The sequence below is a fragment of the Anaerococcus sp. HMSC068A02 genome (genome assembly GCF_001811125.1).
In the GTDB taxonomy this organism is placed as follows: domain Bacteria; phylum Bacillota; class Clostridia; order Tissierellales; family Peptoniphilaceae; genus Anaerococcus; species Anaerococcus vaginalis_C.
The window spans coordinates 103,189-116,588 of the sequence record NZ_KV803761.1 but is presented as its reverse complement, the minus strand read 5'-3'; the positions used below and the strand labels follow the sequence as shown (position 1 = coordinate 116,588).

Annotated in this window: 12 protein-coding genes; 2 read left to right on the top strand and 10 right to left on the bottom strand. The window is 29.5% G+C overall.

All coding sequences use genetic code 11. The annotated features are described in order from the left end of the window. Positions 1 to 15 precede the first annotated feature (15 nt). From pdxA to dsdA, 9 genes are all read right to left on the bottom strand, one after another. Complete coding sequence (pdxA, locus tag HMPREF2782_RS05970) at positions 16 to 978, bottom strand: 4-hydroxythreonine-4-phosphate dehydrogenase PdxA (RefSeq protein WP_070641548.1); 963 nt, start codon at positions 976 to 978, stop codon at positions 16 to 18. Then, positions 975 to 2,159: a four-carbon acid sugar kinase family protein gene (locus tag HMPREF2782_RS05965; RefSeq protein ID WP_070641546.1), complete on the bottom strand. Its 1,185-nt coding sequence runs from the start codon at positions 2,157 to 2,159 to the stop codon at positions 975 to 977. Before HMPREF2782_RS05965 ends, pdxA begins: the two co-directional genes overlap by 4 nt. Before the next feature lie 11 nt (positions 2,160 to 2,170). Beyond that, complete coding sequence (locus tag HMPREF2782_RS05960; RefSeq protein ID WP_070641544.1) at positions 2,171 to 3,115, bottom strand: 2-keto-3-deoxygluconate permease; 945 nt, start codon at positions 3,113 to 3,115, stop codon at positions 2,171 to 2,173. An 80-nt stretch (positions 3,116 to 3,195) separates the two neighbouring features. Further along, entirely contained in the window at positions 3,196 to 4,359 is a 1,164-nt protein-coding gene (locus HMPREF2782_RS05955) for a UxaA family hydrolase (protein WP_070641542.1), read from the bottom strand. Between the two features lie 8 nt (positions 4,360 to 4,367). Next, positions 4,368 to 4,640, bottom strand: coding sequence for a UxaA family hydrolase (locus tag HMPREF2782_RS05950; RefSeq protein ID WP_070641540.1), 273 nt, complete (start codon positions 4,638 to 4,640; stop codon positions 4,368 to 4,370). A gap of 142 nt (positions 4,641 to 4,782) precedes the next feature. Next, positions 4,783 to 6,450 carry a sigma-54-dependent Fis family transcriptional regulator gene (locus tag HMPREF2782_RS05945; RefSeq protein WP_070641538.1) on the bottom strand — a complete coding sequence of 556 codons (1,668 nt, stop codon included), beginning with the start codon at positions 6,448 to 6,450 and terminating at the stop codon, positions 4,783 to 4,785. Between the two features lie 233 nt (positions 6,451 to 6,683). Beyond that, a complete protein-coding gene (locus HMPREF2782_RS05940; RefSeq protein ID WP_070641536.1) occupies positions 6,684 to 7,793 on the bottom strand; it encodes an alanine racemase in 1,110 nt (369 codons plus the stop codon). Positions 7,794 to 7,805: 12 nt separating this feature from the next. Beyond that, positions 7,806 to 9,155, bottom strand: a complete 1,350-nt coding sequence (locus HMPREF2782_RS05935) for a GntP family permease (RefSeq protein ID WP_070641534.1) — start codon at positions 9,153 to 9,155, stop codon at positions 7,806 to 7,808. Positions 9,156 to 9,167: 12 nt separating this feature from the next. Then, positions 9,168 to 10,487, bottom strand: coding sequence for a D-serine ammonia-lyase (dsdA, locus tag HMPREF2782_RS05930; protein ID WP_070641532.1), 1,320 nt, complete (start codon positions 10,485 to 10,487; stop codon positions 9,168 to 9,170). A gap of 133 nt (positions 10,488 to 10,620) precedes the next feature. Between dsdA and HMPREF2782_RS05925 the strand changes: the two genes are divergently transcribed. After that, the gene (locus HMPREF2782_RS05925; RefSeq protein ID WP_070641530.1) at positions 10,621 to 11,190 is read left to right on the top strand and encodes a helix-turn-helix domain-containing protein; all 570 of its coding nucleotides are present in this window, start codon (positions 10,621 to 10,623) and stop codon (positions 11,188 to 11,190) included. Positions 11,191 to 11,235: 45 nt separating this feature from the next. Here the strand turns inward: HMPREF2782_RS05925 and HMPREF2782_RS05920 are convergent, their stop codons facing one another. Continuing rightward, a complete protein-coding gene (locus HMPREF2782_RS05920; RefSeq protein WP_070641528.1) occupies positions 11,236 to 12,600 on the bottom strand; it encodes a DUF438 domain-containing protein in 1,365 nt (454 codons plus the stop codon). Positions 12,601 to 12,866: 266 nt separating this feature from the next. Between HMPREF2782_RS05920 and HMPREF2782_RS09760 the strand changes: the two genes are divergently transcribed. Next, entirely contained in the window at positions 12,867 to 13,178 is a 312-nt protein-coding gene (locus HMPREF2782_RS09760) for a transposase (protein ID WP_083304898.1), read from the top strand. Positions 13,179 to 13,400 lie beyond the last annotated feature (222 nt).

Here is a 13,400-nt window from a genome sequence, read left to right as displayed (position 1 = left end):
ATTGCTTCATATCATCTAAACTAATCTTTTCGCTAATTTTATAGCTTGTATAAGACTATTTTCACTCGCTTTACCTTTTCCAGCTATATCAAAAGCTGTTCCATGATCTACTGATGTTCTTATAATTGGCAACCCTAAAGTTACATTTACTCCATTATAAAAGTCTAATAGTTTTAAAGGAATATGACCTTGATCATGATACATACAAACAACACCATCATAGATTTTATTTGCAGCTTTAAAAAAAACCGTATCAGGTGGCACAGGCCCTTCAACTGGAATATTTTTTTCTATAGCTTCTTTTACTGCTGGAGCTATTTCATTAGCTTCTTGATTTCCGAACATAGAATTTTCTCCTGCATGTGGATTTAATCCTGCAACAGCTAATTTATAATTATCGCCTTTCAATTTTATCAAGGCTTGATTTAATAATTCTATACATTCTAAAATCCTATCTTTTTTTACCAAATCGCAAGCTTTTTTCAAAGGAACGTGAGTAGAAACATGATTTACTATGAGTTTTTCGCTCCATAACATCATTGAATAAGATCTAGTATTTGTCAAATCTGCAAATATTTCAGTATGACCTTGATAATGAATTCCTCCCTTATTAAGAGATTCTTTATTTATAGGACAAGTTACAACTGCAGACACTTTTCTTTCAAGTGCATCATTTATAGCAGCTTTTATATATTCGTAAGCTTGTCTTCCTGAATATGGATCTACTTTGCCTATTTTTATTTCTTGATTAGATTCTATATTTAATACGTTTATTTTTCCCTCGATAAAATCATCTGTTGATTTTATATAATTTATCTCTTCTTCTATTTTTAAAATATCTTTATAATATTCTAAAATATCCCTGCTCCCATATATTATACAATCATTTTTGTATTCACCATGATTAGCTAACATTTTCAAAGAGATTTCCGGACCTATCCCTGAAGGATCTCCCATTGTTATTGCTATTTTGCTCATTTTGAAATTCTCCTTATCTGATTTAAAGAATTATATATAGTTTTTTTATTGCCGAAAGCTCCTGCTTTTGTAACTAAGTATAAATCATTACTTACACCCTTGATTTTATTCATTATAACACCGTTTTCAATTTCATTTATTAAATTTGTACCTGTCGCACCAATAGATTTTAAGAATTCTATACTCGTTGTTCCACCACTTGTAAATACACCAGAAATATCAACTTCATTAATAATACTAATAGAAATTGATTTTAATAATTTTGATAAAATAAGATCGGTTTTCAAATTATTTTCTCTAAGATATTCTAAAGTTTCTGTGTAATCTCTTCGATCTTTTGATGTCACTATTATCACATCTTTATTTTCTTTTAGTAAACATATTACTTGATCAATCTTATTTTTATAACTATTATTAACATAATCCATCAAAGTAATTTTGATTACAGGAACTCCCATTTTTTTACAATATTCTATAGATTCTTTATTTTGCGATGAAACTGAGCCAACTATACCAACAGCTGGTTTTTTTATTATTAATTCATCAAATAACGCATCACACAAACCTGCGGAGCCTATAAATAATACTCTTCGATCGATTTCTAAGCTTTTTTGTGCTATTTTTAGTAAATCATCGTAAATTTCACAATCAAAAGTATTTATTCCTAGTTTTATATTTAAATCTTTTCTTATTTCATCAATATAGTGATGATGCATTTTATCAGCCAATATATTTTTTATATTATCATTAGTAACTGGTTTTTCAGGATCTTGAGAAAATTCAGTATCTAAAATTCTTTTTCCATTTACATATTGAATACCATCTTTAGTTGTTCTTCCTAAATTCGGATGAGCAGGTGCAAAAATAACAAATTGAGGATTTAAATATTTATATATAGCTTCATATTCACTTCTAATATTTCCTCTTAATGTTGAATCAACTTTTTTATAAATCACTAAGTAATCAGATAAATTTTCCAAATTAGAAATTGTTTTATCTACAATGTCATAAGCTTTGTTTTTATTTAAATTTCTAGTTTCTGTATCAATTATATTAATATTTGAATCGAATTTTTCATTACAATTTAAGCTAATACTCGCATCGTAACCTCTTTGAACTATTTTTATTCCAGAATCATTTGCACCAGTAAAATCATCAGCAATTAATAGCATTTTTTTCATTTTATCACCGATTATACAGCTTGTGATTTTGCATGTTTTTTACTAAAATGATCTGTTAATAACGGAGCAAATAAAGCTGTAACTATTATCGCCGCTGTCAATTGCCCTGTAGCTAAAGTTGAAACTTTCTCAGTTATCGCACCAAGCGCTAAAAGAGCAGCTGGAGTTCCAACTGAATTTCCAGCAGTTGTTCCAATAGCCCAACCTACACCAGGATTTTTAACTTTTAATAATTTCATTATTAAGTAACCACCAAGACCTGTCAATAAAGTACAAATTATTCCTAACAATATTCCAGGTATTCCTGCAGCTAAAAGATTTTTAAAATCTAAATTTGCTCCTAAAGGAAAGGCAAAAAATGGTATAAGTATTTCTGTACCAGGCTTAAGAAATTTAGCTATTTTTTCATCTAAATTACCCAATACAAATCCAATTATTATAGGAACAATTGTTGCTACTAAGGCAATAAATGGTATTTTAGCAATTCCTGTTGCTCCAAGTGCGACCATAGTTAAAAATGGACCATCGTTGATTGACAATATTGAAACCGCACCAACATCAGTAGAATCACCATATTCTGATGCCAAAGCAGCATATAATCCACCGTTTGAATTAGTTAAAGATGCAATTATTGCAACTGGTGTAATTGTTAAAAACCCTATTTCTCCAAATATCAAATTAACTAACCAACCAATTCCTGCTCCTATCAAAAATTTAATTAAAGTTAAAGCAAATCCTTTTTTTAAAGAAACACCCGCTTGTTTTAAACTTATTTGTGCTCCATTGCAAAATAGGAAAGCACCTAACAAGGCATTAGCTCCAGTTTTAAAAGTTGCAGTAGTAAATCCACCTATTTCCAAACTTTGTGGAAAAAAAGTATTGATGAATGCGCCAATTAATAAAGGTATTATCATAAGTCCACCAGGGACTTTTTTTACTTTATCTAAAATATTCATATTTTTTCCTTTCAATAAACATATATTTTTAATTTTTCAAAATAAATATAGTTTTTTCCTATCTGTATTTAATTTTTAAATTAAAAAGTTCCTGTGACTTTAAAAATACCAAATTCTTTATGACCTAAAGCTTCAGATTTTGTTTTCTTACCATTTGCCACTTTTTCAATTTCCTCCATAAGTTCATCGCCCATTTGCTCTAATGTTGCGCCTTCAGAAATAATTCTTCCCATATTCATATCAAGATTATCTTTCATTATTTCGTATGTATCAGGATTTCCAGTTATTTTTATAACTGGTGCTATTGGGTTTCCAGTAGGAGTTCCTCTACCTGTAGAAAATAAAATTATTTGAGCACCTGAAGCAACCATTCCTGTATTTGAATCTATATCTTGTCCTGGTGAATCCATAAAGTAAAGTCCTCTCTTGTTATAATCTATTGGTTCAGCATATTCTAATGCCCCAACAAAAGGTGCACTTCCAGCTTTATGCATACATCCAAGTGATTTTTCTTCAATAGATGTTAAACCACCAGCCTTATTTCCTGGAGTAGGTTGTCCACTTCTTAGATCTTCTCCTAGGTCAAGAGCTCTTTGTTCTACGTCATGAACAAAACCCAAGAATTTTTCTTTTTCTTTATCATCAATAAATCTTTTAGCTAAAAGATGTTCAGCACCTATAACTTCTGTGGTTTCACTTAAAATTGTTGAGCCACCCATTTTGCATATTCTATCAGAAGCTATACCTATTGTTGGATTTGCTGCTATTCCACTTGTTGGATCTGATCCACCACATTCTAAAGCAACTGTTAAATGACTAATATCAAACTCTTCTCTTTCTTGACCAGAAATTTTTTGAGCAAGCTCTCTTAGTATTTTTCCGCCTTCAGAAATTGTATTTAAAGTTCCATGTTGTTCTTGAATTACCAAATGCTTTACAGGTTTTCCTGTTTGAGCAATATCTTCTGCAAGCGAACCAGCTTGTATTCCATCACAACCTAAACCAACAACTAAAACAGCTCCAACATTAGGATTTTTTCCAAATCCCGCTAGAGTTCTTTCGGTTTGACTCATATCAGATCCTATTTGACAGCATCCATGTTGGTTAGGAATAGCTATTGCTCCATCTACCTGAGAAGCAATTTTTGAAGCAGTATCTGCTGCACATACTGATGTTGGAATAACTAAAATGTGATTTCTTATTCCAAACGTTCCATTTTCTCTTTTATAACCAAATAATTTCATAATTCCTCCTATTTATCTCCCCTACCTCTTGTTGATTCTACGTTATGTGTATGTATAAAGTCTCCTTCTTTTGCATCTTGAGTCATATCTCCAATTACTTGTCCATATTTGTAAACAAGATCTCCTTTTTTCAAATCTTTTATAGCAACTTTGTGAAATCTGCCAATATCTTCATTTACAGTTATATCTTTTCCATCTACTTTTATAATCTCACCTTTTTTTATTGCTTTTAAGCATGTAACAACGTTATCTTTTTCATCGATTTTTAATACTTTGTTCATAACCGCCTCCTTAATATTTTAATCTCACGTTTGCAAACGATTTTATTAAGCTTATTAGTACTATATCATTTATGTTTTCATATTGCAACACTTAAAATAAAAACTCCACAATATGTTTCATAACGAAACATATTGTGGAGTTTTATAAATTATATTTCTTCATTTTTCTCCATAAAGTTGCTCTGCTAATTCCTAAGCTATCTGCAGCTTTTGTTTGATTATATTCTTCCTTTTCTAAACATAATTTTATTATTTTATATTCAACCTCTTCTAAAGTAAAATTGCTTATATCTCTCAATAAATCTATATTAGATTTTATTAATCTCAATTCAAATTCATCCATACCAATTACCAAATCTTTACTATTATTTATAATAGAATCCAAAACTTTAATTAAATCATATATTGTTTCATTTTCTATTTTATCGAAATCACAAATGAAATCTTCTTTCATTTTTAAAGGTGTTGTTCCTTTGTTGTTGTGATAATAACTTATATAAAAATCAAAGATTTCTACAATATCTTCTTTTCTTTCTTTTGTTTTTGGTAATATAATTGTATTTAATATAAAATCTTCATCTTGTATCCAATTGGATTCGTTAGTTATAATGATAATCTGTTTATTTGAAATATTTGATAATTTTTTAATTTCATTTAATTGATCATGAGTTGTTATATTATTAAATATTATGTTTTTAACAGAATAAGAACTTAAAGTTTTTATATTTTCATTTTTAAATATTTTTAAGTCTACAAGTATACTATTTGATGTATTATCTCGATGATTATGGATATATGCCAAAAAATTTTCTATTGTAAAATAATCATTACTTGACAATACAAGTAGTGTTTTTTTCTTAGATAGATCTACACATTCTTCTAGTGCTTTTTTCATAGACTTCGAATTATAAACAAGTCTATATAAAATATTTGGAGTATATGATATTATACCTTCTGGATAAAGCATATCTTTATATAATTTTTTAAATTTAAATAAATAAAAATAATCATTATTGTACATTATTCTATTTAGTTGTATTTGCAATTTATCAGAATAATCAATATATATTGTATTTTGAGAGTTATATTTATTTTTATTTTTATATTTTAAACCTATCAGGTTTTCATAGGATACCGGCATACATTCATAATTCAAATATTTCGACTGAAATATCCTATCCCCTTTTAAAATACAGTAGTCTTCACAACTTTTTTCAAAAAATTTAGATCTAATTATATTAATAGTAGATTGCTTATTTAATTGATTAATAAGACTTACAGCATAATCAATTGATATTTTTATAGTTTCATAACTAGATTGAAAAAGTATGGTTTCAAACATCAATTCTTTAGCTTTGCTAACAGCTACTATATCCCCTAAAATTTGATCTATTTTTTCTTTTTTTAGTTTTATCAACAATTGAGTTATATCTGTATCGTCATTTATGGTATATATTTTCATGTCTAAATTTAATAATTCTATTATTTCTTTAGCACCTGTTGTTATATTTGGATAGGCTACAATAGCTGTTCTATGTCCATTATTCGCAAGTAATATTGCTTTTAATATGTCGTTTCCTGAAAGTTTCATATCGACAAGAGGAATATTCATATATTTTTTTATTATTTTAGCAGTACCGCCTCTTGATATTATCGCATCATAGCCCATATTTCCTGCATTTTTAGCTAATTTTAAACCATCATATATATTTCCAATACCGTAATCTATTGTTACGCCATCATAATTATTTTTGATTTTTTTTAAAGATGCCTCCATAGCAGAGTATGGAGCAACAATATATATTTTCAAAATTTACCTCCTAAAGCTAGTAAAGATATTATATCAAATAAATAGTAAAACAAGTACATTTTAAATATATAAAATTTCAAATAAAGCTGATATTATTAAACCAAAATAATTTAGGCATACAAGCTTATTTTTATATATTGTAAATATATATTGAATAAATCACTCTTTGTTCAACTAAATAAACTAAAATTGATGACAAAAAAATGAGGACATTGAGTCCTCATCTTTTTATTTTATATTTTTTGCTTTTGGGAGTTTCCTCTTATGTCAACTTCTATTATTTTTTCAAGCTCATCATTTCTGTAGCCGTAAAAATAATTTGTTAGGTTTGCTGTTGAGCATGAGTGGTTTGGAATTATTTGGATTCTTTGTCCAACTTTTAATCCCTTTTTATCATCTTGAACTTTTCCTACTTCTTCTGATAGGGATTCTATTAAAGAGTTTTCATGTCCAACTATTACTCCATGACCTTTTATCGAATCATTTCCGTGTGCTCCCTTATCAAGTCCAAGGCATTTTGCTCCTGCATCTACCATAAAGGTATTTTCTCTTGGATTTGATGTGACTGATGCCAAAACTCTTAGGGCACAGTCTTTTTCTTTTGCGATACCCAAAGACATTTGGATTGCATCCAAAAATACATAATTTCCTGGATGAAATACATTTATTGTATCATCTTTTACATCCTTTAAATATGTTGGAGTTGATCCTGAAGTAACATATTTTATTTCGTAACCCGCATCTTTCAAAACTTTTTTCGCATAAGCCAAAGTTTCGATTTCATCTTGTACAAATTTGTCCACTTCTTCTGGAAGAGATGCTGAGTAAACATGACCTGGGTGGGATGAAATTCCTACAAAATTTAAGTTTTCAAATTCTTTCATTTTTTCGGCAAATTCTAGAATATTTTCTTTTTCTATTCCAAATCTGTTTAAACCACAATTTACAATTATAGTATAGTTGATTTTTGTATTTTTTTGATGAGCTTTTTCGTTTATTAGTTTTCCTGTTTCTAGATTATCAATTCTTACTATAAAATTGGTTTTTTTGGATAAATTTATTATTCTTTCTATTGCAATTTCGTCTGAAACTGGATATGCGTACATAATATTTTCAAATCCAGCATCCATCGATTTTTCGCACTCATCTAATGTTCCACATAAAACTCCGCTCGCCTTGTTTTCTTTTTGCATTTTTAAAATTTCGCTAGATTTGTGTGTTTTAATCATTGGCCATATTTCTTTATTATTTTTTATCGCCAAATTGTGAAATTTTTTTATATTATTTTCTAAAGCATCAAGATTTAAAATTATTGATGGTGTTTTTAATTCAGTTAATTTCATTTTTTCTCCTTATTAAAGAAGTATTAATTTTAAAACAAAAACTACTACCAAACCTGTTAGAGCTTGAAGAACTGATGCTATTGAGAATGATTTATATCCAAGACCTGTATCGATTTCTAATGTTGAAGTTGCTACCCAGAAGAAATCATCGTTTGCGTGGAAAATCATTGATCCACCTGATGCACAAGCAAGCATTGCAATAACTAGTCCCATTGGACTTGAAATACCCAAAACTCCTAAAAGTGGTGCAAGCATACTTGCTGCTGTAACCATGGCAACTGTTCCTGAACCGATTGCTGTTCTAAATATTGCTCCAATTATAAATGGTGCAAGGATTCCTATATCTATTCCTGAGAAAAAGTTTATTAAAATATCTTGTAATTGTGATGCTCTTAATATTCCACCAAAAGCTCCACCTGCTCCTACTATCAAAACTATTTGTCCAGCTGTTTTTAAAGCTTCTCCAAATCCGCCGTCAAATGTATGAATTTCTTTATCATCTCTATTTAAATTTTTATAAGAAATTAGTGCTATGATCATTCCTATTAACAAAGCAATCATTGGTTCTCCAATAAAGCTTATTATATTTAATAAAGTATTTGCACTTTGTGCATCTTTTGTCATCATATCCGCAAAAGTTTTTACTAGCATCAAGACAATTGGCAAAACTATTGGTGCAAATGACATAAATACTGATGGTAATTGTTGATCTTTTTCAATTTCCATTTCATGTTTTGGTTGAACATAGTATTTTTTTCCTATAAATTCTCCGTAAAAATGTGCAACCAACATTACTGGTATTGATACTAATGCACCAAAAGCTATTACGTATCCTAAATCCGCTCCAACAATTCCTGCAACTGCAAGAGGACCTGGTGTTGGTGGAACAAACATATGTGTTGCATGAAGTCCCATTGTTAACGAAACTGCTATTGATGTCATAGAAATTTTTGTATCTTTACTAATTCTTTTTGCGATTGGTGCAAGAAGAACCACTGCTGCATCGCAAAATACTGGAATTGATACAAAATATCCTGTTATAGCAAGACCCAAGGCAGCGTGTTTTTCTCCTGTTATTTTTAAAATTGTTTGAGCCATAGTTTCTACAGCCCCACTTTTTTCAAGCAAATATCCTGTAACTGTCCCAATGGCAATAACAATTCCAATTCCTGCTATAGTAGAACCCATGCTTTCTTGGAAAGCTGTTAGCATATCAGAAAGTGGCATTCCAGAAATTATTCCAAAAGAAAATCCTGCTGCTAATAGAGCAAAAAATGGATGTAATTTTAATTTTACTGTAGCAAATATCAATATAAATAATGATAAAAATAAAGCTACGACTGTTAAGGTTGATGTGTTCATTTTATCCTCCAATTATAAATAAGTTTTTAAATATTTTTCCATTATTTCATCTGGAACTAGTTTTCCACCTGTTGCCCAAGCAAAATGATTTATATTTTCTTTAATATCAAGCAAATTATTTTCTTCCAAATATTTTTTGCTTTCCTCATACTCAAATAATTTGATAGGTCCTTCAAAAGCAGAGCAAGCTGAAGGTTCAATTTTTATTCCTTCGCTATTATTTAAATCTCTCATATAATCAAATAATTTGTTATCATTCATTGTAAAAATTCCAGAAATTATAGGTTCCATTACTTTTCCAACAAAACCTGATGGTCTTCCAACTGCAAGTCCGTCTGCTTCAGTTTTTCCATCAATCCCAAAATCTTGTACGCAAATATCTCCATTTAATCCTGTAGCCATTCCAATTAACATAGATGGGGCATGAGTTGGTTCAATGTAGAAAATGTGGCAAGAATCTCCAAAAACTTTTTTAAGTCCAAAAGAAACTCCGCCTGGTGATCCACCAACTCCACATGGAAGATAGAAAAATGCTGGATGGTCTTTGTCAACTTTTATTCCTTGATCTTCTATTTGTTTTTTAATTCTATTTGCAGCAACTGCATAGCCCAAAAATAAGGTAGAAGAATTTTCATCATCAACAAAATAAGAATTTGGATCTTCGTCAGATTTTTTTCTACCAAGCTCAACTGCCTTTGTAAAATCTCCATCATATTCTACAACTTCAGCACCCTTTGATCTTAATAAATCTTTTTTCCATTGTTTAGCATCATTTGACATGTGAACAATAACTTTAAAACCTAAAGTTGCTGAACTAATTCCAATAGACAAACCTAGATTTCCAGTAGATCCAACTTGGATTGTATGTTTTGAGAAAAATTCCCTAAACTTATCACTAGCTAAAATTCTATAATCATCATCTTCTTTTAGCATTCCAGCTTCCATTGCAAGTTTTTCAGCATGGTACAAAACTTCATAAATTCCACCTCTTGCCTTGATTGATCCAGCAACAGCCAAGTGAGAATCCATTTTTAAATATAAATTTCCTTCCAAAGAAGTTTTTTCCTTCAAAATTTTTTCCATATTAGGAATTTTTTTAAGAGGAGATTCAATAATTCCATTTGTAGCTTTCGTATCGTCAAAATATTCCATCAACAAAGGAGCAAATCTTTTTAATCTGTCCTCAGCATCTTTTATATCGTTTTCATCAAAAGGAAAATTTTTCCAAACTTCTTCGCCAGTTTTTTTCTTTTTATTAATCCAAACTGTTTCCTTTTTTTCAGCCACTTCTTTTAATACTGGTTCTCTTTCAACAAATTTCGTGATGTCCATTTTTGCCTCCTAATTAAATTATATTAAACTTTATTTAATTTAATTTAATTCTATCACAGAAGAAAACATTGTCAAGCTTTTATAAAAAATAAAATCAATGGTATAATAATAAAGCAAACAAAAAATAGAAAGGGTGATTAAAATAGATAAGCTAGGATCAAATATTAAAAAATTTAGAAGTATAAAAAAATTATCACTCAAAGAACTAGCAAAAGAGATTGACGTATCTCCATCTATGCTTAGTCAAATCGAAAGTGGGAAGGCAAATCCTTCTTTAAATACACTAAAATTAATTTCAAAAAATTTAGACGTTCCAATGTTTACTTTATTTGAAGAAGAAAACAAAGAATATGCTATGATTGTAAAAAAAGAAAATAGAATAAGAATTACAAGCGGAAGAGCAAATTCAGATGAATACCAGCTAAGCTACGATCTTTTAAGTCCGGATATGAAAGGCGATGTGCAACTTTGTGAGATGAAACTTTCAGGTTTTCAATATAATTCAGATGATTTTAATATACATAAAGGAGAAGAAGTTGCAGTTTGCTCGCTTGGAAAAATAGAATTGATGTTAGAAACAGGCACATACCTACTTCAAAACGGAGATTCAGTAAGAATCCCAAGCGGAACAAAACACAGATGGAAAAACCCAGGAAAAGAAGACTGCGCAATAATATTTGCCATAAGCCCACCAATTTTTTAAATTAAAAAAGACCTTTAATCTATGTAAAGATTAAAAGTCTTTTTTTTATTTCTTCTTAGCCTTATCCCAAATATCAAGATAGGATTTGTAGAAAGAAAGATCTTGGACAGTTTCCAAAACTCCTAAATAATTTTCGTTTTTATCCCTAACTGCATAATATGTTACAGCGTGGTCGTGGCCTTTTATATTTTTTATAATTTGAAATTTATCCTTGCTACCTTTTTTAAATTTATCGATAAGCCTTCTTACAATTGGCTCAACTTGTGGTGGGTGACATGAATAAACTTCTCTTCCCAAAGATGTCTTAGCCCTTTTAAAAATTTTATCAGCTTTTATGTCATTATAATAAGAATTTATATCATTTTTATCTACAAAAGTTATCTCAATTTCCAAAGTATCAAGAAGGGCCTCAAGCTCGTCAACTTTCATCTTTCCCTTAGAAAAATTAATATATCCATCCATAGAATCTTTCTCATTATTTGTATTTTCTCCATCATCCCAAATTTCTTTTTTGATTATATCATCAGGATAATCTTTCAAATCCTCATAAAGACCCAAAAAATCTTCATTTGAAATCACATCTTCCATCAAAGGATACAAGATATTTTCTTCCTTATAAGTCATCTCCCTTGCTCTTTCAAATACCTTTTTGACCTCATCAAAATCTGATTTTTTGAAAGCTTTTTTGAAATTTTTAGAAATTTCAATATCAACTCCCCACATAATATCAGATGGACCTGGCTTATTGTAATTTTCCTTTAACAAAGGATAAATCAAATCCCCCTTTTTCCTATAATGTGAAGTGATTTTATTAGAAATATCTTTAATTTTTTCCAAATCTTGACTATTTTCTCCTAAATCGATAAGTTCTTTAATTTTTTCATTTTCCAAAAAGAAAAACCTAAGAGGATGACCAGAAATATTTATTAATTTCAAATCCTTTCCATCTTCACTTTCAGTTTTCCCATGAAAAAGTGAGGAATGTACATCACAAAGCCTTTGAACATCAGCCCTATCAACTCCCCCTTCAAGAAGAGCCTCTTCAGCATCCATAATTTCAGAAGATGAAACATTTTCGAAATTTTTTACAAAATCCTTTCTGACACTTTCAAGATCTTCCCCTTCTGACAATCTTTTTACATAAGATTTAATGAGATTTCTTCTATTTTTAACTTCAAAATCATCATAAGAGTTAATAATTTCATAACCCAAATCTTCTAATTTTTTCTCAATATTATCAATTCCAACCATCTTTGCCCCACGCCTAATAGACATTTTCTTGCCTATAGTTTTAAGCATAAGAGGATTAGAAAGATTTTTAAAACCAAGACCTATAAGATCTTCTTTCAATTTATCATCATGATTAACCAAATCATAAATATCCTTATTAATATCAATTTTTTTAGTCATAATATCCTCCAACATTATTATACTCTTCAATTGATAATGTCTATTATTTAAATAAAAAAGCAAGAATTCTCTTGCTTCAGACTGCAGACAAAGTAGATGAAAAACGCAACTTCATCTACTTTTTCTATACAATAAACGCTTAAATCAAGCCATCTATTGGTATAAATATACTAAAGATGGAGGAAGTTATTCTACATAAAAACGAAAAAAATAAAAATGAACAAGTCCAAATGGTATTAATAGAATAACTAGTCCCAAAAGATCACATATTAAGAAAAATAGACAAATACATAAAGTTTAACTTCATATACGACCTAGTAGAAGATAAATATTCACAAACAACAGATAGGCCAAGTATAGACCCAGTAGTATTAATAAAACTTGTAATCCTACAATACTTTTTCAACATAAACAGCATGAGGCAAACAATAAGAGAAGAAGAAATAAACCTAGCCTATCGTCGGTTCTTAGGACTAGACTTACACGATAAGGTACCACACTTCTCAAGTTTCGGAAAAACTATGAAAGAAAATTTAAAAATACAGACCTATTCAATCAAATATTCGAAAATATCCTAGACCAAGCAATGAATTATGGATTCGTAGACACAAAAATACAATTTGTAGACTCAACCCATGTAAAAGCCCACGCTAACAGACATAAAAATCAGAAAGTAAAAATAAAGAACAAATTAAAAGCAAGGTAAAAGTAATAATCAGACATATCTGGCAAGAATACATAGACTATTGCGAATGGTACAGATTAACCAAAGCAGGAAAAGCTGAATACAAGCAAAGAAA